The 19,957-nt window shown below is 67.7% G+C and carries 20 protein-coding genes; 7 read left to right on the forward strand and 13 right to left on the reverse strand.

Annotated features, from left to right (window positions below):
* Positions 1-15 precede the first annotated feature (15 nt).
* Positions 16-1,674: an ATP-binding protein gene (locus BSZ36_RS08005; protein WP_094547678.1), complete on the forward strand. Its 1,659-nt coding sequence runs from the start codon at positions 16-18 to the stop codon at positions 1,672-1,674.
* A gap of 115 nt (positions 1,675-1,789) precedes the next feature.
* Positions 1,790-2,155 (forward strand): hypothetical protein, encoded by a 366-nt coding sequence (locus tag BSZ36_RS08010; RefSeq protein ID WP_094547680.1) that lies wholly within the window; start codon positions 1,790-1,792, stop codon positions 2,153-2,155.
* A gap of 106 nt (positions 2,156-2,261) precedes the next feature.
* Here BSZ36_RS08010 and uvsE read toward each other — a convergent pair whose 3' ends face one another.
* The 4 genes from uvsE to BSZ36_RS08030 all read right to left on the reverse strand — a co-directional run bounded on the left by uvsE (position 2,262) and on the right by BSZ36_RS08030 (position 6,163).
* Positions 2,262-3,203 carry a UV DNA damage repair endonuclease UvsE gene (uvsE, locus tag BSZ36_RS08015; RefSeq protein ID WP_094547682.1) on the reverse strand — a complete coding sequence of 314 codons (942 nt, stop codon included), beginning with the start codon at positions 3,201-3,203 and terminating at the stop codon, positions 2,262-2,264.
* A gap of 116 nt (positions 3,204-3,319) precedes the next feature.
* Positions 3,320-4,726 (reverse strand): M20/M25/M40 family metallo-hydrolase, encoded by a 1,407-nt coding sequence (locus BSZ36_RS08020; RefSeq protein ID WP_094547684.1) that lies wholly within the window; start codon positions 4,724-4,726, stop codon positions 3,320-3,322.
* Positions 4,727-4,793: 67 nt separating this feature from the next.
* Positions 4,794-5,585, reverse strand: coding sequence for a hypothetical protein (locus BSZ36_RS08025; RefSeq protein WP_094547686.1), 792 nt, complete (start codon positions 5,583-5,585; stop codon positions 4,794-4,796).
* A 125-nt stretch (positions 5,586-5,710) separates the two neighbouring features.
* A complete protein-coding gene (locus BSZ36_RS08030) occupies positions 5,711-6,163 on the reverse strand; it encodes a hypothetical protein (RefSeq protein ID WP_094547688.1) in 453 nt (150 codons plus the stop codon).
* A gap of 83 nt (positions 6,164-6,246) precedes the next feature.
* On the opposite strand from BSZ36_RS08030, the gene BSZ36_RS08035 reads away from it, so the two are divergent.
* From BSZ36_RS08035 to BSZ36_RS08045, 3 genes are read left to right on the forward strand one after another with little or no spacing between them, the layout of a single operon-like run.
* Complete coding sequence (locus BSZ36_RS08035; protein ID WP_094547690.1) at positions 6,247-6,585, forward strand: SCP2 sterol-binding domain-containing protein; 339 nt, start codon at positions 6,247-6,249, stop codon at positions 6,583-6,585.
* Between the two features lie 46 nt (positions 6,586-6,631).
* A complete protein-coding gene (locus BSZ36_RS08040) occupies positions 6,632-7,852 on the forward strand; it encodes a molybdopterin molybdotransferase MoeA (RefSeq protein ID WP_094547693.1) in 1,221 nt (406 codons plus the stop codon).
* Complete coding sequence (locus BSZ36_RS08045) at positions 7,846-8,130, forward strand: putative quinol monooxygenase (RefSeq protein WP_094547695.1); 285 nt, start codon at positions 7,846-7,848, stop codon at positions 8,128-8,130. The genes BSZ36_RS08040 and BSZ36_RS08045 overlap by 7 nt, the downstream gene beginning before the upstream one ends.
* On the opposite strand, the gene bcp is transcribed toward BSZ36_RS08045, so the two are convergent.
* From bcp to rseP, 9 genes are all read right to left on the reverse strand, one after another.
* A complete protein-coding gene (gene bcp, locus BSZ36_RS08050; RefSeq protein WP_094547697.1) occupies positions 8,127-8,615 on the reverse strand; it encodes a thioredoxin-dependent thiol peroxidase in 489 nt (162 codons plus the stop codon). The two genes, BSZ36_RS08045 and bcp, sit on opposite strands and share 4 nt — an antisense overlap.
* A 46-nt stretch (positions 8,616-8,661) precedes the next feature.
* Positions 8,662-9,459 (reverse strand): 5'/3'-nucleotidase SurE, encoded by a 798-nt coding sequence (gene surE / locus BSZ36_RS08055; protein WP_094547699.1) that lies wholly within the window; start codon positions 9,457-9,459, stop codon positions 8,662-8,664.
* A gap of 164 nt (positions 9,460-9,623) precedes the next feature.
* Complete coding sequence (gene panB / locus BSZ36_RS08060) at positions 9,624-10,457, reverse strand: 3-methyl-2-oxobutanoate hydroxymethyltransferase (RefSeq protein WP_094547702.1); 834 nt, start codon at positions 10,455-10,457, stop codon at positions 9,624-9,626.
* Between the two features lie 124 nt (positions 10,458-10,581).
* Positions 10,582-11,175 (reverse strand): OmpH/Skp family outer membrane protein, encoded by a 594-nt coding sequence (locus BSZ36_RS08065; RefSeq protein WP_094547704.1) that lies wholly within the window; start codon positions 11,173-11,175, stop codon positions 10,582-10,584.
* 42 nt (positions 11,176-11,217) lie between these two features.
* On the reverse strand, positions 11,218-11,766 hold the full coding sequence (locus BSZ36_RS08070) for an OmpH/Skp family outer membrane protein (RefSeq protein ID WP_094547706.1): 549 nt from the start codon (positions 11,764-11,766) through the stop codon (positions 11,218-11,220).
* Between the two features lie 14 nt (positions 11,767-11,780).
* Entirely contained in the window at positions 11,781-14,216 is a 2,436-nt protein-coding gene (gene bamA / locus BSZ36_RS08075) for an outer membrane protein assembly factor BamA (RefSeq protein WP_094547708.1), read from the reverse strand.
* Between the two features lie 257 nt (positions 14,217-14,473).
* Entirely contained in the window at positions 14,474-15,253 is a 780-nt protein-coding gene (locus tag BSZ36_RS08080; protein ID WP_094547710.1) for an undecaprenyl pyrophosphate synthase, read from the reverse strand.
* Between the two features lie 87 nt (positions 15,254-15,340).
* Positions 15,341-15,628, reverse strand: a complete 288-nt coding sequence (locus BSZ36_RS18905; protein WP_143536810.1) for a hypothetical protein — start codon at positions 15,626-15,628, stop codon at positions 15,341-15,343.
* Positions 15,621-17,093: an RIP metalloprotease RseP gene (rseP, locus tag BSZ36_RS08090; protein ID WP_179271088.1), complete on the reverse strand. Its 1,473-nt coding sequence runs from the start codon at positions 17,091-17,093 to the stop codon at positions 15,621-15,623. Before rseP ends, BSZ36_RS18905 begins: the two co-directional genes overlap by 8 nt.
* A gap of 295 nt (positions 17,094-17,388) precedes the next feature.
* Between rseP and dxs the strand changes: the two genes are divergently transcribed.
* Positions 17,389-19,344 carry a 1-deoxy-D-xylulose-5-phosphate synthase gene (dxs, locus tag BSZ36_RS08095; protein WP_094547716.1) on the forward strand — a complete coding sequence of 652 codons (1,956 nt, stop codon included), beginning with the start codon at positions 17,389-17,391 and terminating at the stop codon, positions 19,342-19,344.
* On the forward strand, positions 19,341-19,604 hold the full coding sequence (locus BSZ36_RS08100) for a hypothetical protein (protein WP_094547718.1): 264 nt from the start codon (positions 19,341-19,343) through the stop codon (positions 19,602-19,604). Before dxs ends, BSZ36_RS08100 begins: the two co-directional genes overlap by 4 nt.
* Positions 19,605-19,957 lie beyond the last annotated feature (353 nt).

The following is a 19,957-nucleotide window of genomic DNA, read 5'->3' on the forward strand; positions in this document are numbered from 1 at the left end:
GTCTACCTTGGAGCCATGCAGGCTCCTGACTCCACCCGCCGCCGCCGTCTCGGCGTCCTGACCCGCGGCTCCCTCGCCGGCGGCATCGAAGCCAAGCTCGATGCCGAGCGGCCCATCGAAAGCGTCCGCGCGGGGACGTTCTGCGTCGTCGAAGGCGCTACGCTCGACTTTTTCGCGCTCATCACCGACTTGGAGATCGACGCCGCTAACGAGGGCATTCTTCTCCACCCTCCGGGGCCGGATGATGATCTCTTGCGCCGCGTGCTCCAGTCCGCGTCCGCGACCTACGCCAAAGCGTCGCTCCGCCCGCAGCTCGTCCTCGACCGCCAGAGGCCCGACGCCGACCCGCAGACGGTTAAGACGATCCCGAGTCACTTCTCCAACGTCGGGGAGGCAACCGAGGAGGACGTGGCGCGCGTGTTCAAAAGTGAGGCGACCGATCCCAGCCGGTACTTCGAGGTCGGAGATCCCGTCGGCATGGAGGGCGTGCCCGTCTGCCTGGACCTCCAGCGGTTCGTGGAGCGCAGCAATGCCGTCTTCGGCAAGACGGGAACGGGCAAAAGCTTTCTCACGCGGCTGCTCCTGGCGGGCGCGATGAAAGCCGGCCGCGGCGTCGCGCTCGTGTTCGACATGCACGGCGAGTACGGCAGCGGCCGCCGCAACGAGGAAGGCGCCTTCGCGCCCGGTCTTGCGGACGTGTTCGGCTCCCAAGTGCAGGTGTTCACGCTGGACCCGGCCACGATGCGCCAGAGGAACCAGTCGTTCGACGCCGCCATTGAGTTGTACGCGGACCAGATCGAGCCGGCGGACATCCTCCCGCTTCAGAAAACGCTCGACCTCAACCGGACCGCCGCCGAAAGCGCCGAGTTGATGCGCAGGACGTACAAGAGCCGCTGGCTCGCCACGCTGATCGACGCCTCTGGCGAGCGGCTCAAGGAAATCGCGGACGAGATCGGCGCAAACGAGAACTCGCTTCTGGCGCTCCGACGCAAGCTCTCGCGCTTCACCCGCCACGAATTCTTCCACACCGACCGGATGGACGGGAAGGAGGACCGGATCGAGCAGATCTTCGAGGCACTGGACAAGGGAAAATCCGTCGTTCTGGACTTCGGCCGGTACCGCACGCGAGAGGTGTACTTGCTTGTAGCCAACGTTCTCGCGCGACGGCTGCGGCAGATCTACGAGGAGAAGGTCAACCGCTACGAAGCCAGCCAGAAAGCCGAGGATGAACCGCGCCAACTGCTGGTCGTCGTGGAGGAGGCGCACCACTTCCTTTCGCCAGAGGTCGCCGGTGAGACGCCGTTTGGCAAGATTGCCCGCGAGATGCGGAAGTTCTACGTCTCGCTCCTCATCGTGGACCAGCGCCCGAGCGGGATCGACGAGGAGGTGCTGAGCCAGATCGGGACCAAGTTCGTGGCGCAGCTCTCGGATGAGAAGGACATCGCCGCAGCGCTCGTGGGCACGCCGGGCGCCAGCGGCCTCCGCCAGATCCTCGCCTCGCTGGACTCCAAGCAGCAGGTGCTCCTGCTCGGCCACGCCGTCCCCATGCCCATCACGCTCCGCACGCGGACGTGGGACATGGACCTGGCGAAAACGCTCCGCGAAGGGATGCCCGGCGGCGAGGTGGTGGGCTCGGCGCACGAGATGCAGGCCAGCCTGACGGAGTTGTTCTAGCCCGACGCGCCAGAGGCCTCTGGCGGGATGTCGCGGCGTGAGAAGATCCTGTGGTTTGCCCTTGGCGCGAAGTGTGCCCGTCGCGTACTCTTGCCGTGCACATTCCGACGCTTCCATGCGCGCACTCCCCGTCCTGCTTCTGGCCGTCTTCGCCTTCGGGTGCCACGAGTACTCCGTCGAGCCGGAGCCGCTTGCCCCACTTCCTTCTGAGAACCTGGACCTGATCACGCTGAAAGGCCCACGGATCGTCTCCCCGGGCGACCTGCCGACCTACCTCGCGCAGTCCCATCCGGAAGCCGTCCGCTACCGGTTCCAGATCAACAACCCCTCGCAGCCCGTCATGGGCTCGATCGACACCAACGACGACCGCCACCTCAACGCGGAAGTCCTCGCGCAGGGCTCCGTCGAGTTGGTCGCGACGGCCTACAACGCCGCTGGCGAGCGCATCGCGCAGGGACGGCACTTGGTCGAGTCGCGCTAGAGCGCCGGGCCTCTGGCGCCAGAGGCCTGGATTCTGTGCTGAGGGCGCTGGCGGTATGGCCGCGCCCTCCAACGTCCTCATGTGGTCGCCTAGAGGGACGGCGGCCTCAGGCGTCGTCCGTGGCCTCCATCGGGATCGGGCGGTCGGGCCGCTCGCCCGTGCCGAGGTAGCGCTTGACTTCGAGGACGGCTTTTTCCTTCTGCTTGGCCTCCAGCATCACGTCGTACGGCGCCTCTGGCGCGCCGACCCGGTCCATGAGCCGCGTTAGGCGATCGACGTCGTCCATGTCGAGGTAGTCCGCGTGCGAGACGCGCGCGCCGGGTTTTTGCGACGAGAGGTGGAGCTTGGGCGGGCGCTTGCCCCACGTAGCAACGGCGCGGTCCAGCCACTCGATCAGCTCGTCCTCCGGCATGCTCTCGCCGGGAAACACGAGGTGGTGGAACAGGTCCACGACCACCCGCAACCCGGTCCGCTCGGCGAGTTGGACGACCTCGGGAAGGCTCCACGTCGTGTCGTCGTTTTCGAGGATCAGCATCGCGCGGGCGTCCTCGCTGAGCCTCTCCAGGTTGGCCTCGAAGCGCTCCAGCGCCGCCGGCCTGTCGCCGTAGGCGCCGCCGACGTGCAAGGTCATGGTGCCCTTGGGGTCCATCTGCTTCAGCACGCGCGCCTGGTGGTCCAGCTCTTCTACGCTGGAAGCGACGACCTCGGGCCGGGGCGAGTTGAGGACCGTGTACTGCCCGGGGTGGCTCGTGATGCGCATCTTGTGCGTCTTGGCGAGTCGCCGGATGCTTTTGAACTTCCACGCGAAGGCCTCTTCCCAATCGAACGGGAAAACGGGCAGCGGCCCAAACGGGATGAGATCGGACGAGATGCGGAAAAAGTGCAGGCCGCGCTCCGCGTTCCACTCAAGCGCACGCTCGATGTCTTCCAGGTTCTGCGTGATAACCGGGATGAGCGTCTCGGTGCGGACGTTGGCGAGGCGGACGGTACGGGACTTGGTGCCGAGCGTGACGTTCTGGCACGCGTAGCCGAGGTGGCGGAGGCGCATCGAAGGGCGTTGAGAGATGGGACGTGGATACGGCCTCTCCGCGCCGCGGGTCCGCGCCGCGGGTCCGCGCCGCGGGTCCGCGCCAGAGGCCTCTGGCGCATCTACTCCGCCAGGGGCTACTCCCCCTGCGGCAGCCGCTGCGGCATCTCGGCGGCGACGTAGGCGAGGATCGCCATCGCGGCGACGTTCCGCTGTACGTGGCCCGCGTCGAGCTTGTCGACGGTGTCGGCCGCGGTGTGGTGGTACCAGAAATAGCGCTCGTTGGCCGTGCGGTGGCCGACGCCCGGCACGCCCTGCCGCATCAGCGGACCGATGTCGGCCCCTCCCCCGCCGCTCACGATGCCGATGGGCTGGCTGGCCTCTTGCGCCAGGACGGGCGCGAGCAGCGCCTCGATGGGTTTGAGCGTTTCGAACACCCCGGACGAGCCCGTCACGCCAAAGCCGATGGGCTCGAAGACGCCACCGTCGCTCTCGATCGCGAGTTGGGTGTTGGCGGCGCCAGAGGCCCCGACGGAGTCGGCGTAGGTCGTCGCGCCACGTAGACCGTTTTCCTCGTTCGTCCAGAGAACGACGCGGATGGTGCGGCGCGGGCGGAGGCCGAGATCGTGCAAGAGACGAACGGCTTCCCAGGCCACGACGCAACCGCCACCGTCGTCGTGCATGCCCTGCCCGACGTCCCAGGAATCGATGTGTCCCCCGATGACGACGACTTCCTGGGGCGACTCGCGGCCGCGGATCTCGCCGATCACGTTGCGCGAGAGGCGGTCGGGTGCGGTGGTCGCGCCCATCGTGACGCGGAGGCGCGGCGCCTCGCCGCGGTCGGCCATGCGCTGGAGCATCGCCGCGGCCTCGACGGTGATGGCGGCGTGCGGGATGCGCGGCACGCCGTCTTCGTAGCTCATCGTGCCCGTATGCGGCGTGGAGAGCGAAACGGGACCGACAGAGCGGACCAGGCTCGCGACAGCGCCGACCTTCGCCGCGGCGATGGCGCCCTGCGTGCGATACGCGACCGTCCGGCCGTAGCTGGTAAACGGCACGTTGTAGACCACGATCTTGCCCTCGGCTTCGCTCGCCCGCGCCGTGAGTTCGTCGAACGAGCCCACGACCAGCACCTCGGCCTCAACGCCCGCAGCGGTTGTGCCGACGCTCCCGCCAAGCCCAAGCATCGCCAGAGGCTCAACGCGGGGGTGCGTCATCAGGACGGACTCCTGGCCGCGGATCCACGCGGGCACCATGACGGGCTGGCCGCGCACGGATTCCAGCCCGTCAGCTCGCATCTCGTCCAAGATCCAGTCGATCGCGTCTTCGAGCGACTGGCTTCCAGAGAAGCGGTGGCCGAACGTGTCGCCCATGTACGCCGCGCGGTCGTACGCGGCCGAGTCCGCTAGTGCGGCTTCGATGATGCGCGATGCGGCCTCGCGGTACGGGTCGACGTCGAGAGGCGTCTGGGCACTCGCACCAGAGGCCAGGCCAAGCAGGAGGCCGCTGGCGAGCACGAGGGCGACACAGAAAAGGCGGGGCATAGATACGGAGGGATGATCCCCGAACCTACGCCCCGCCTTGGGTCTTGCCGCCAGAGGCCTCTGGCGTTTAGCCGTTGCGCGCCGCGTTGCGGTTGGCGCGCTTCTGGTTGATCTCGTCGGCCTGGTCGGTTTCCGGGAGGTCGTCTGCGGTGGTCTCGCCGTACCAGACGGCGAGAGCGAGCGCGAGAGCGGGCGCCTCGTGCTCTCCGAGGTCCGGCGCGTCCTCATTGGTCTCAGCGGCGATGCGACCCGTACGGACATCCATCGCGACCGCGGCGGCGCTGGCCTCGCGGGCGTCCAACGGGCGCTTCACGGTCTCGGTAGAGAGCGCAGCCGACGAGCCGCTCTGCTCTACCTCGACGGCGGACGGGCCGCTGGCGTCCGAGGCGTCGAGGTCTCCGGACTCGTCGCGCTCGCCGTCGGGGGCGGCGTTGTCCAGATCGGCGCCCTGGTACAGCGCGCGGAGCGCGCCAGAGGCGGCGTCCGTGGGGGTGGGCAGCGTGACGGCGCCGGCGCGGTACAGCATCTCGAACGTGTCGACGAGCACCTGCGTGGTCGTGTCGTGCGCGTCGCGGTCGGCGCTGGAGTCCGCGCGGAGCGTGACGGCGGCGGCGCTTGGGCCGTGCGCGTGGAGGGCGTCGGCCGCCTTCTGCCCGCCCGTGGTTACGACGACCGTGTTGCCGACGTACTGCCGCTCGGACGCGAGCAGCGACTCGATCTCGTCAAACGGGGAGTCCCCAAGCGAGCGGACGGTGCGGACGGTGTAGGTCGCGCCAGAGGCGGACATGCCGGTCTCGACAAGGGCGAGGGCGTGAGGCGTGGCGCCGGTGGCGTGGACGGCGGCGATAAACTGGGCCATGAGATAGGGTTGGGTAGATGGGAGCGTGGTCAACGCACGGCGGGCGGCCCGTGGTCCGGCCGGCCGCGCAGATTTGTAGGCCTCAGCGCCTGCTCGCCTCATGTGGGATGACGCAAGAGGCCGGATCAGTTGAGCCGGGCTCCCACCGCCACGTGGGCCTCTGGCGGCGGGAGCGTGCCCGAGACGAGGTAGCCGGCGATGGTGCCGCCTTCCACGAACACGACGATCGCCTCCCGTTCGGGATCGTAGGTCTCGATCAGTTCGGCCTCCCACCCGTCAAAGTCCACGCGCGAGGCGCCGGGGATGACGTGGGCCTGGGTGGCGAACCACAAGCGCTCGGGCTCAAACGGCCGCGGGCGCCAGAAGCGTGGCTTGTCGTCGCGCCAGAGGACGACGGCGCCGGCGCCGTGCTCGCGGAAGCCGCCGTACGCCGCCGCTGCGAGTTGGTCCCAGTGGTCGGCGAGAAACGTTTGGTGCGCGGGCTCGCGCTTGGCCGCGGCGCGGCGGGGCTCAGGAGCGCTCGTGACGCGAACGAGGCCTCTGGCGGTGGCGAGCGTGGTGGATCGGGGGCTAGGCATCGGCCCGGCACGCGAGGACGCGCGTGCGCGTTCCTGAGCCGTCCACTCCCCCTATCTTCGGGCCCCTCCATTCTGCCAATCTTATGCCTCGCTACGCATCCATCGACGACGTCATCGCCTCTTACCCGGAGCGCTTCCAGCCTGAAAAGGCACAGGGCGTCAACGACACCGTCTACATGAACCTCACCGGCGACAGCGCGCGCGACGTCGTGCTCCACGTCAACGACGGGACGCTCGACATCAAGCAGGGCGAAACGCCCGAGGACGCGACGCTCACGCTGACCGCCGACGCCGACGACTGGCTCAAGATCGAGAACGGCGAGCTCAACCCCATGATGGCCATGATGTCCGGCAAGGCGAAGATGCGCGGCTCGATGCCCTTCGCGATGAAGTTCATGGGCATGTTCGGCTTCTCGGGCTAACCGACGGTCTGGGACTGGCCTTGCGAGGCCGGGCGCCAGAGGCCCCATGCGACTCGACCTCTCGGTCCCCGACGCGCTCGGCGCCGTTCTCGCGACGGCGCGCCAGACCGAGCCCGAGACCGTGCCTCTGGCGGACGCGCTCGGCCGCACGTTGGCCGAGCGCGTGCTCGCGCCAGAGGCGATCCCGCCGTTCGATACCTCCGCGATGGACGGCTACGCCGTTCGCGCCGAGGACTGCGCGCATGCGCCTCTGGCGCTCCCGGTCGCGGGGTCCAGCATGGCAGGCGCGGCGCCCTCTGGGCCGCTGGCGCCCGGAACAGCGATGCCGATCGCGACCGGCGCCCCCCTCCCCTCCGGTGCCGACGCCATCGTGCCCGTCGAGTGGACCGAGCGCGCCGATGCCTCCCAGGACGAGCGCGTCCAGATCAGCCGCGCGCCAGAGGCCGGGCGCTACATCCGCCGCGCCGGCTCGGCCCTCGCCGTCGGAGACGCCCCGCTGGCCTCTGGCGTCGCCGTTACGCCCGCCGCTATCGGCATGTTGGCCGCGATGGGCCTGGGATCTGTACGCGTCCGCCAGAGGCCCCGCGTCCGACTCGTTGTGACCGGCGACGAAGTGGCCGGTCCGGGCGCGCCTCTGGCGCCGGGACAGATCCGAGACATCAACGGACCCGCGCTGGCCGCCCAGATAGACGCCGCAGGCGCCGAGGTTTGCGAGATCGTTCAGGCGGACGACGCCAGCGGCTCCGTGGCACAGGCCGCGCGCGGCGACGCGGATCTGCTCCTCCTGACCGGCGGAGTCTCCGTAGGGCCGCGCGACCGCGTCCTGGCCGACCTCTCCGCTTCCGGCGTCGTCTGGCACTTCTGGCGCGTGCGCCAGAGGCCAGGCAAGCCATTGCTGTTCGGCACGTGGGATGGCGTGCCCGTTCTCGCGCTACCCGGCAACCCTGTTTCGGCTTCGGTCGGCTTCGAGGTGTACGGCCGCCCTTTGATCGCCGCCATGCTGGGCCGGGCCTCTGGCGCGGAGCCCATCAACGCCCGCCTCGGCGAAGACCTCGCCACCGCCAGAGGCCTCCACACGTTTGCGCGCGTCTTTGCCCGACGGGACAGCTGCGGACAGCTCGTGCTCACTTCGGCCGGGCCGCAGGGCTCGCACGTGTACCGCACGCTTCTCGGCGACGGCCTCGCGCACCTCCCGGCCGACTGGGACCTCGCGCCAGAGGGCTCCGTTGTCCCCTACTCACCGTTTGCCTGGACCCCCACGTGTTGATCCGAACCGTCCGCATGACCTTCGCGCCCGCTCACCAAGAGCGCTTCCTGACGCTTTTCGGCGGCGTGCGCGAGAAGATCCAGGCCCAGGACGGGTGCGAGCACCTCGCCCTCTGGCGCGACGCCCGCTACCCCAACGTGTTCACGACCTACAGCCTCTGGCGCGACGAGGACGCGCTCAACGCGTACCGGCACTCGGACCTGTTCAAGGCGACCTGGGCGGAGACGAAGCCGCTGTTTGCGGCCCCGCCAGAGGCCCGGAGCCAGCACGAGGTCTAGACGCCCAGCTTCTCCAGACGCGCCAGGATCTCCTCGGAGTGGGCGTCGGTCTTCGGGCGCTTGAACACGTGCAGGATGGAACCGTCGGGCGCGATCAAGAACGTGGTCCGCTTCACGCCGACGACCTTTTTGCCGTAGAAGCTCTTCTCGCCGTAGACGCCGTACGCGTCCATGATCTCGCGGTCCGTGTCCGCGACGAGCGGGAAGCCGAGGTCGTACTTCTCAGCGAAGCGCTCGTGACTCGCCTCGTCGTCTCCGGACACGCCCACCACGGCAACGCCAGAGGCCTGGAGTTGCGTGTCGTTGTCGCGGAGGTTGCAGGCCTGCTTGGTGCAGCCGGGGGTGTCGTCCTTCGGGTAGAAGTAGAGCGCGAGGGCACGGAGGCCATCTTGCTGCAGCGCACGGTCGAGCGAGAACGTGTCGCCGGTTTGCGTGGGGCCTTCGAACTGGGGCGCGCGGTCGCCCGCGGCGGGCATATCGGACATGAGAATCGGGGCGCCAGAGGCCTCTGGCGTTAGGGAGATGAGAGCGTTACACCCAGTCCGCGAAGCGGCTCAGGTGCTGATGAGCGGTGAGGTCGATCTGGAGCGGCGTCACGGAGACGTAGCCGTCCCGGATGGCCTGGAGGTCGGTATCCGTCCCCTCGTCGAGGTCTACGAACTCGCCGCCGAGCCAGTAGTACGGGCGGTCGGTCGGGTCGCGGCGCTCCTCGAAGGCCTCGTTCCAGCGCGCGCGCGCCTGGCGTGTAATGCGGGTCCCCGCGATGTCCTCTGGCGCCCCCCCGGGCACATTCACGTTGAGCAGGATGCCATCGGGCAAACCATCCGCGAGCACGCGCTCTCCGAGACGACGCGCGGCGTGGCCGGCAGCGGTAAAGTCTGTCGGCCGCCACTCCGCGTGTGAGACCGCGATGGATGGGATTCCGAGGATGCACGCCTCGGTAGCCGCGCTGACCGTACCGGAATAGATCACGTTGACGGCCGTGTTCGGCCCGTGGTTGATCCCGGACATCACCAGGTCTGGGTGCCGGGGCAGCAGCCGCTGGCACGCGATCTTGACGCAGTCCGCAGGCGTGCCCGTGACGGCGCGCGCCCAGACCGGGCCGCTGGCGCCCTCGAACGGCCACGTATGCACCCGCATGGGATCGCGGATGGTGATGGAGTGCCCCACGGCGCTCTGCTCCTCGAACGGCGCGACGACCACCAAGTCGCCCATGCCGTCAAACGCGGCGACGAGCGCATGGAGGCCTCTGGCATCGATCCCGTCGTCGTTGGCGAAGAGGATGAGCGGGCGGTCGGCGCCGTCCGGCGTCGGGATGGAGTCTAGCATGCGGTCGGGAGAGGTCGTGCGCCAAGCTGACGCCAGAGGCCTCTCGGGACCACGGAGCGCCGGGGAAGTTCTCCGGCCCCAACGCGAGACTCACCCGCCGTTCCGCGTTCTCGCCAGAAGCGGACCGCGCTGGCCTCTGGCGCGAGGAGGGGTTCTTCTTCGCCCTAGTAGCTCTCGCTTTCGTCCGGGAACGTCCCATCGCGGACGTCCTGGACGTACTGCTGAACCGCCCCGGTCACGGTTTCCGCCAGCGAGGCGTAGTGGCGGACAAACCGTGGGTTGAAGTCAACCGTGAGGCCGAGCATGTCGTGTGTGACTAGGACCTGCCCGCTCGTGCCTCCCCCGGCGCCGATGCCGATAGTAGGAATCGAGACCGATTCGGTCACCTCGGTGGCTAGGGCGGCGGGAATCTTCTCCAGCACGACGCTAAAGCACCCGACCTCTTCGAGCCGCTTGATGTCGGCGCGGAGTTGGTCGGCCTCCTCGTCCTCACGCGCGCGCACTTTGTAGGTCCCGAACTTGTAAATGCTCTGCGGGGTCAGTCCAAGGTGGCCCATGACGGGGATTCCAGACGTGACCAGCCGGTCGATGGTCTCCACCACGCGCTCGCCTCCTTCCAGCTTGATCGCGTGCGCGCCCGTCTCCTTCATCACGCGGATCGCCGAGCGCAGGGCCTCTCGCGACGAACCTTGATACGTCCCGAACGGGAGGTCCACCACCACCAGCGCGCGCTGCACGCCCCGCACCACGCACTGCGCGTGGTAGATCATGTGGTCCAGCGTGATCGGGAGTGTGGTCTCGTGGCCCGCCATCACGTTCGACGCCGAGTCCCCGACGAGGAGCACGTCGGCGCCAGAGGCGTCCAGGATGCGCGCCGAGGTGTAGTCGTACGCCGTGAGCATCGCAATGCGCGTCCCGGCCTCGCGCATCTCCAGAAGCGTTTGGGTGGTGACGGGGCGAGCGTCTTTGGCGGTGAGGGACGTCGTCTGGGTGCTCATGGCGGTCGAGAAGAGGGGCGGCAGGATACGCCGAGAGCCGCAGCGCCCAAACAAGACGCGCCCACCGACCTAAGCCGATGGGCGCGAGGGCTTCTGGCGGAGAGGCCGAGGCCTCTGGCGAGAGCTAGTTGCCGGGGGGCACCGGGGTGGACATCTCCACAGCAGCCTCGCCCTCCTCTGGGATCTCGATCCCGAGCTTCGCGAACAGCGGCATGGTCATGTCGACGACGCGGTCGCTGTCGAAGTTGGCGTAGAGGAGGACCGGCGCGTTGTTCGCGACCGGGGTCATCACGAGGTCGATGCCCATCTCCTCAGCGAGCTCCTGGATCGCGGTGTTGAGGCGGATCAGCGCGGGCTGCAGGAGGCGGACCTCCTGATCGCTGAGGTAGCGCAGGCCCTGCTCCTCTCCGTTCTGCAGCTCACCGACGAGCCGCTGGAGGTTCGCCTGCTTCTCCTCACGGGCACCCGCGGAAACGACGGGGCTATCGGCCATGGCGCGGAGCTCGTTGTTGATCGCAACGGCGGAGTCCTGCTTGGCCTGCAGCGTGGCGCCGATCTGGGCTTCGAGCTGGGCGATCTGGCCGCGCACCTGCTCGTACTCCGGCATGCGGACCACGATCAAGTCGGGGTCGAGCACGCCGACTTTCAGGTTCTGCGCCTGGGCGACGCCAGAGGCCGCGAGAAGCGCCAGGAGAAACAGGGGGAGTCGGAACGTCATCGGTATGGATTGGAATCAGTGGGGAGGCAGAACAGGCAGCGGCTAGAGCCCGCTGCGGTTCGTTCCGCCGGTGGCGGTAGAGGTCACGCCGAGTTCGTCGAGGACGCGCTCGGTGAGGTCGTGTTGTGGCTTGGCGAAGAGGAAGACCACCTCGCCTGAACGGTCGAGGACGTAGTCGTAGCCTGTCTCGCTTGCGACCGTGGCCACAGCGTCAAGCACGCGCTCTTGGATCGGCCGGAGGCGCTGCTGCTGGTCACGGACGAGTTCGCCCTGTGGGCCGAAGTAGCGACGGCGGAGCGCAACGCTTTCCTGGCGCTTGGCCTGGATCTCGCCTTGCTTGGCGCGGCGCTCCTGATCGGTGTAGAGCAGCTCGCGGCCGGCGAACTCGCTCGCGAGGGCTTCCGCCTCTCGGTCCAGCGCGTCGACCTCGCCCTGGTATTGAGTCGTCAGCCGCTCGATCTCCTGCTGGAGGCTTTGGAACTCGGGCAAGCGCGAGAGGATGAGCTCGGAGTCCACGTGCGCGATCTGCTGCTGCGCCGCCAGAGGCGTCGCGAGTAGGAGCAGTGCGAGAACCGGGAGAAAGCGTGTCATCAGAGTGGGGGTCGCTAGAGGCCGGCGCCGAGGGTGACCTGTCCGCGCCACTTCGGCAAGCCGTCGTCGCGCGTGCTGACGGGATCGAACGGGTCGATGCCGTAGCCGTAGTTGAGGTCTACAAGGCCGAGGATGGGCAGGATGACGCGGGCGCCGAAACCGGCCGAGCGGTACAGCCGCGCCGGGTCGTAGTCGCTGAAGCCGTCGTAGGAGTTCGCGGCGTCGGCGAAGACGTATGGGGCAACGGAGAGCTGTGGGGTTTGCAGCGCGACGTACTGGAGCTCGGTTTGGAAGACGTTCAGGATCCGTCCGCCCACCGGCTCTCCCTCGCTCCGGGGCCCGATGGCCGTGGTTGGGTAGCCACGGAGGTACACGAGGTCCTTGCCGAAGCCGACGAAGTTGCGGTTGGTCTCCAGCGGCGAACCACCGACGAGGTACCGCTGGAACTCCACGTCCTCACCCGTGAGTGAGCCGATGTAGCCAAACTTGGTCTTGAGCGAGAGCGACAGCTTGTTCGCCAGAGGCGCATACCAGTTGCTCTCCAGGTCGGTCTTGTGGTACTGGATAAAGCCAGGAACCGGCGGCGCGATGGTGACGGAGAGCTCGTTCCGCGAACCCGCTTGTGGGAAGAGCGGGTTGTCGAGGTTGTTGCGGCTCAGCGTCTGACGCACGGTGAGCTCCTGGCTTACGCCCTCGGGAAGGCCGTAGAGGTTGGAGCGGCCGTCGATGTCGTAGATCCGGTAGCCCAGGGTGGTGCCCGTCTGGAAGTAGTCATCGGGCCACTTCAAGCGTGTCCGCGCGAAGACCTGCGCCGTGCCCAGGAGGATCTTGTAGTCCTCTTGCGTGGGGCTGTTGGAGAAGTTCTGGAAGCCCAGCGAGAAGCCAACGGGCGTCGGGCGGCCACGGAACCACGGCTCGGTAAACGCGAGCGTGTAGTTCTGGTAGCGCGTGCCGCTCGTGACCACCTGCAGCGAGAGCTGCTGGCCGTCGCCGGCCGGAATCGGCTTCCAAGCGCTTCCGTCCAGGATGCCCTGGGCGGAGAAGTTGTTGAACGTCACCTTGGCGGTGAGGAGAAGACCAAGCGAGCCGCCGTAGCCGCCGGACAGCTCCAACTGGTCCGACGAGGTCTCGGCCAGCGAGTAAGTCAGGTCGACCGTTTTGTCCTCGTCGTTGGGACGGATGGCCGGGCCGCCACCGATGCTGCTCTGGTCGAAATAGTTGAGCTGGACCAGGTCGCGCACGCTGCGCTCGATGGCCTGACGGCTGTACGTCTGCCCAGGGACCGTGCGGATCTCGCGGCGGATGACGTGCTCCTTTGTGCGCGTGTTGCCCGCGATCTCGACGGTTCCGAACTCGTACACGTCGCCCTCGGTGATCTCGACGTAAATGTCGAGCGAGTCACCGGGGACCTCTACAACCTGCGGGGCCACGTTGAAGCGGAGGTAGCCGCGGTCGGTGTAGAGGCTGGCGACGTCGGAGTGGTCCGGGCTGTAGTACAGGTTCCGGTCGATGAGCGAGCGGTTGTACACGTCGCCGGGCTCGATACCGAGCGCGAATTCGAGTTGCTCATCGGTGTAGAGCGTGTTGCCCTCAAAGACCACCTCGCGGACGTGGTACTTCGGGCCCTCGTCGATCTCGAGTTCGACGACGAGCTCGGGGTCCTCGCCAGAGGCCTCTGGCGTGCGGAGGTAGACCGAGTCGCGGACGACGCGGGCGCCGTAGTAGCCGCGGTCGTTGTAGTAGCGGATCAGCGCGTCTTTGTCCTCCTCGAAGCCGGACTGCGTAAACGTCTCGCGCTTCCAGAAGCGCCACCAGCGGTCCTCGGGCGTGTTCTTGAGCCTCTTGCGGAGCGTGCGCTCACTGAAGTTCTCGTTGCCGACGAAGACCACGTCCTCGACTTCGACGCGATCGCCCTTGTTGGCGGCGAGAGTGAGCGTGAGGCGGTCGCCGTCGAGCTTTTGCGATGCGGAAACGGACGAGAGGCGGAAGCCTTTCTCGCGGAGGTAGCTCTGCACGATGAGGCGGCTCTGCTCCACATCGGCGGGGCGCACGCGGCGGCCGCGGATCAGCGGGAGCCGGTCGCGCAGCTCGTCCTGCTCGCCTTTGCTCAGGCCCTCGTACTCGACGACGCCGAGCCGGGGCTCCTGCGTCACGCGGATCGTGAGGAACACGCCGTCTCCTACAACCCGGTCAACCGTGATCTCGGCGTCCGAGACCTGCGCCCGCTCGTAGAGGCCGCGGACGGCCTCGCCGAACGCTTCGTCGTAGGGAAGCTGGACGCGTTCGCCCGGGCGGAGATCAGCGATGCTGATGATGAACGTTTGTTCGCTGTCTTCCGTAACGCCATCCACTTCGACCCCGAGGATCTCGTAGGTCTGGGCGGTCTGGGCAGAGGCAGGAACGGCAGCGAAGGCCACGAGGGCCGCGAGCACGAATCGGAGTCGGAGCATCGAGGAGAGCGGTCTCGACAAGGGGGTGCCGAAAAAGGGAGCGCGAAGGTAACGGGGCGGTCTGCGGGCGCTCGGGGCAGAACGGGCGAAATCCCGGCCTCTGGCGCCCCGCCAGAGGCGCGGTCGTCTGCCAACGGCGCGTGCGGACGGCCTATTGCCGGGGGCGCCGAGTGTGCCCTGCCGCGGTCGCGTTTGAGCGGGACCTCTGTGGGGCTCGCGGTCCCTCTGGCGCCAGAGGCGCGTGGTCCAGAAGGCCCCTAGGCTTCTTCAACGCGGCCAAAGCGGCGATCGCGGTTCTGGAAGTCCCGAATCGCCTCGTACAGTTGCTCGCGGCGAAAATCTGGCCAGAGCGTTTGCGTGACGACAATCTCGGAGTACGCGATCTGCCACAGCAGGAAGTTGCTCACGCGCATCTCGCCGCCGGTGCGGATCAGGAGGTCGGGGTCCGGCACGCCAGAGGTGGGGAGCGCGCGCGCCACGTCCTCTTCCGTAATGGCCTCTGGCGAGAGCTCGCCCGAGGCGGCCTGGCGGGCGAGGGCGCGGGCGGCCTCGGTGATCTCCCATCGACCGGAGTAGGACAGCGCGAGGCCGAGCGACATCCGCGTGTTGCCGGCGGTCATGTCCACGGCCTCCTGCATCTCGCGCTGGGCGCGAGCGGGCAAACGCGAGAGGTCGCCGAGCGTGCGGAGGCGGATGCCGTTCTCGTGGAGCTTTTTGGCCTCGCGCCGAATCGTGTGGATCAGGAGTTCCATCAGCGCCATCACCTCGGCCTTCGGGCGGTTCCAGTTCTCGGTCGAGAAGGTGTAGAGCGTGAGGTGCTGGATTCCGACCTGCGCGCTGGCCTCTACGATCTCGCGGACGGACTCCACGCCGACCTTGTGGCCGCTGGCGCGCCGCTTGCCGCGCGCTTTCGCCCAGCGTCCGTTGCCGTCCATGATGATGGCGACGTGCTCGGGGATGGCGCCTCGGGCAGCGAGGGCCTCTTGCGCGGCGATGTCGGCGGCGGTCTGAGGAGCGTCGGAGAGTTGGACGGGCATGGCCGAAGCTATCGCGGCGGGCTTGGAGAGCGGGTGAAAGGCGCAGGCTGTGCCGGAAGCCACACCCTCAGCCTCTGGCGCCAGAGGCTACTTGGGCTCCGTCGCGTAGGCGCGGAGGGCGCCGCACGCGGCGCAGCGGAACGTCTCGACGAAATACTGCCGGCGGCCCTTGCTCTTGTACCCGGTCCACATGCTCTTCTCGAAGACGCCCTCCACCCACAGATGGCGCGCGGTCCCGCCATGCGTCATGTCGGGCGAGAAGCCGCGCTCCATCGGACCGCCGCACTCGAAGCACGTACGCTCCGCTTCTGGGAGCGCGTGCCCGGCCTCTGGCGCCAGAGGCCTGCGGCCGGAGCGGGACGAGGTCTTAGCCAAAGATGCGGAGCGTGTCGTTGAAGATGACGAACACCATCAGCGCGAGGATCGCCACCATGCCCACCTTCTGCACGGCGATGCGGAAGCGCAGCGACGGCTCGCGGCGCACGATGCCCTCGTAGACGAGGAACACGAGGTGGCCACCGTCCAGAACCGGGATCGGTAGGATGTTGAAGACCGCCAGCGCGATGGAGAGCGTCGCGACGAGGCCCCAGAACTGAGTGCCTCCCATGTCTGCCGCCTCTTTGGCCTGCTTGGCGATCATGATCGGCCCGCCCACATTCTGACGGAAGCTCTCGCGGCCGGTCACAATCTTGCCGACGAAGCCGAAGTAGGTCCCGATCATCGACGCCGTCTGGTCCACGCCGAGGCTCATTGACTCGCCGAAGCCGAGATCGGCCACGCGGGCACCGTACATCGTCGGGTCCGACCCTACACCGACCAGGTAGCCGTCACCCGACTCACGCGGCGTCACGTCGACCTCTACCGTACCGGTTTCGCGCTCGACGCGCAGCGCCAGAGGCTCGCCTCCACTGCTGTTGACGGCCTCAGTGAAGTCCTGCCAAGACGTGACGCGCTCGCTGTCGGCTGCGACGATCCGGTCTCCTGGCTGGAGGCCCGCTTCCTCTGCTGCCGATCCCGGTGAGATGGATGTCACCAGAGCCGGTAGCATCACGTCGATGCCGATGATGTTTCTCAGGTCTGGAGGGTTGCCAGCGGCCTCGGCTTCGCGCTGTGCGATGCTGAACCGCGTCAGGCCGCGCTCCAATCCATTTACGACGACCGTGTCCTGGCCGCGGATCACAGACAGGCGCAGGTTCTCGTCGGCCAGCACCATGGGCGTGAGGTCCTCGATCCGCTGCAACGGCGTACCGTTGATGGCATACGCGCGGTCGCCGGTTTCCAGGCCCATCTCGCTGGCGAACGAGCCGGGAACGATCTCGAACGGGAGGTTCTCCGGGGGGGTCGTCCGTTCCCCGTAGGCGAGGTTGAGGCCGGTGTAGACCATCCACGCGAAGATGACATTGAAGATCACGCCGCCCGTGATCACCAGGATGCGCTGCCAAACCGGCTTGGCCCGGTACTCGTCGGACTCCGGCTCGCTGGCCTCCACGAGGATCGGCTTGCCGTCGGCGTCCAGCACCTCTTCGTAGAGCGGACGCCCCTTTTTATCCAGCTTGGGCTGTCCGTCGGCGTCCAAGACCGGCCGCATCTCGTAAGGCATCTCCATACTCTCGTCGATCATGCCCGCGATCTTGACGTAGCCGCCGAGCGGGATCACGCCCAGGCGGTACTCCGTCTGCCCCACCTGCTTCGCGATGATGTTCGGCGGGAAGCCGAGAGAAAAGGCGTCCACGCGCATGCCGAACAGGCGCGCGAAGAGGAAGTGGCCCAGTTCGTGAACGAACACGAGGATGCCGAGGGCCACGGCCACCCAGAAGAAATACGAGAGCGCTGTCAGCACGATGCAGGGAGTCGGAGGACCGAAAGAAACGAACCCGATGGAGCCGGGGCCGCGTGCATGAACGGAGGTGTCGGTGAAATGTGACGTGGGCGCTGCGCCAGAGGCCTCTGGCGTGCTGGCCTCCCCCCGCGCTGCAGACTGAACGCCTGGCACCCCGGGCCTGAGACACGCACAGTTCTGGCTTTCAGCCGCGACTGAAACCACGCCCTAGGGGACCTCGTCCCAGCCCTGCGCCCAATTCGGCGGCTCTCCTCGCGCCAGCGGCTAGATTCGTCCCCCTCCCTCCTGCTCGTCCATGACCGACCCGGCGATCACCCCCGGCCCTCTTCTCGCTACCATCGAACGCCCGGCAGACGTCCGCGCGCTCGACGTTGAGCAGCTCCCTCAGCTGTGCGACGAGCTCCGCCAGTACATCGTCGACATCGTCGCGGTCTACGGTGGTCACTTTGGCGCGAGCCTCGGTGTTGTGGAGCTGACGGTCGCCCTCCACTGGGCGTACGACACGCCAGAGGATCAGTTGGTGTGGGACGTGGGCCACCAGGCATACGGGCACAAGATCCTGACGGGCCGCCGCGATGCGTTCCCCACCAACCGGAAGTACGGTGGCCTGAGCGGCTTCCCGAAGCGGAGCGAGAGCGAGTACGACACGTTCGGCGTGGGCCACGCGAGCACGAGCATCTCGGCCGCGCTCGGCATGGCGACGGCGAGCAAGCTGAACGCCAGCGGCCGCAAGGTCGTCGCCGTGATTGGTGACGGGTCCATGACCGGCGGGCTTGCCTTCGAGGGCATGAACAACGCGGGCGCGATGGACACCGACCTGCTGGTGGTCCTCAACGACAACCGCATCTCCATCGACCCCAACGTGGGCGCTCTGCACGAGTACCTCGCCAAGGTGAGCGCCAGCGGCTCTTGGAACACCCTCAAGAACGAGGTCTGGGAGATGTTCGACAAGATGAAGGGGCTCGGCGGCGGGCACCTCCAGCGCCTGGCCTCTCGTGTCGAGGACGGCATGAAGGCGGTCCTCACCCCCGGGATGTTGTTCGAAGCCCTCGGCTTCCGCTACATCGGGCCCACCGATGGGCACGACGTGGTCAAGCTGGCAACGACGCTGAAGAAGCTTCGCGATCTGCCCGGCCCGATTCTGCTCCACTCCCTCACGGTCAAGGGCAAGGGCTTCGCGCCTGCCGAGGCGGACCAGGTGAAGTGGCACGCGCAGTCCAGCCCGTTCGACAAGGTGACCGGCAAAAGCCTCGCCAAGGCGACGGCCTCTGGCGGCAAGGCGCCCAAGTACCAGGACGTGTTCGGCGACGCCATCATCGAACTGGCGCGCGAGGACGACCGGATCGTGGGCGTGACCGCTGCGATGCCCAGCGGCACCAGCATGGGCAAGATGATGAAAGCGATGCCCGACCGAGCCTTTGATGTCGGCATCGCTGAGATGCACGCCGTCGTGTTCGCGGCCGGCATGGCGACGCAGGGGAAGTACCCTGTCTGCGCCATCTACAGCACGTTCATGCAGCGCGCCTATGACGGTGTAGTGCACGACGTGGCGCTCCAGAACCTCCCCGTCCTGTTCGCGATGGACCGCGCAGGCGTGGCCGGCGCCGATGGCCCCACGCACCACGGCGCGCTGGACATCGCGTACATGCGGGCCGTCCAAGGCATGGTTTGCGCCGCGCCGATGGACGAGCAGGACCTTCGTGACCTCCTCTATACCGCCACGCAACACGACGGCCCGTTTGCGCTCCGCTACCCCCGCGGTGAAGCCACGGGCATGCCGATGCGCGAAGGCTTCGAGGCCATCCCGCTCGGGACGGGCCGCTGGATCACGCCAGAGGCCGACGGCGCCTCTGGCGACGTGTGCATCCTCACCTACGGCGCCATCGGTGGATACGTAGCCGAGGCGCGGCAAACGCTGGAGGCTGACGGCATCACTGCCGCGCACGCCGACCTGCGTTTCTGCAAGCCGCTCGATGAGAGCCTCTTGCGCGATGTCTTCGCGCGCTATGACAAGGTCATCACCGTCGAGGACGGCGTGGTTCAAGGTGGCGCCGGCAGCGCGGTCTTGGAGTGGGCGGCAGACGCCGACGTACTCTCCGGCACGCAGGTTGTCCGTCTCGGCCTGCCGGACTCCTACGTGGAGCACGGCTCGCAGCGGCAGCTGCACGACGAGGTCGGCATCGGACCGGACGGAATCGCCCAAGCGGTCCGCGCGCTTGTCGGCGCACACGCAAGCGCAGAGGCGGCGTGACCGCTTCCGCGCGCCCAGCCTCTGATCGGCAGGGTCGTGCCCCTCTGTGGATCGCAGCGATCATCAACACGCTGATCGGTGTCCCCGTCCTGCTTTTTACCCTGTACGGATGGCTCCTGATAGGTCTGGGAGGCAGTGACGCGAGCACCCTGGCGCTTATGACGGCCGGGATGTTTGTCGCGCCACTGGTCGGGACAGTGCTTCTCGTCGGCTACTGGCGTGCCGCCAGAGGCACGTTGAAGCGCGCGCGCCTTCTGTAGGCCACTTCGCTCGCCTTCAACGCCGTCGTTCTGGGCATTTCAGCGATGTTCATCGCGGACATTCCGCTGCTCTCGCTACTGGGTGCGTGGGCTCTCTATATGAGCGCCCTGAGCGCCTACCGGATGCGGGCCGTGGTGGTCTAGCCTCTGGCGCCAGAGGCTGGCACCTCGCCGGACGCGGGCACCCGGGCGGGTGGTGCACCGGTTTTTCCTGAAGCCTCTGGCGAAGCGCCGCTATCTTCGGCGCACGTTGCCGGGCCTCGCAGGAGACCCGGCGGCGTTGTTTCTACGGGACGCCAGAGGCTCTGCCGCGCGCGCCCGCCTCCTCAGACTTCTCCCCCGCACGGCGGGGT

Origin of the sequence: Rubricoccus marinus (assembly GCF_002257665.1) — a bacterium.
GTDB lineage: Bacteria > Bacteroidota > Rhodothermia > Rhodothermales > Rubricoccaceae > Rubricoccus > Rubricoccus marinus.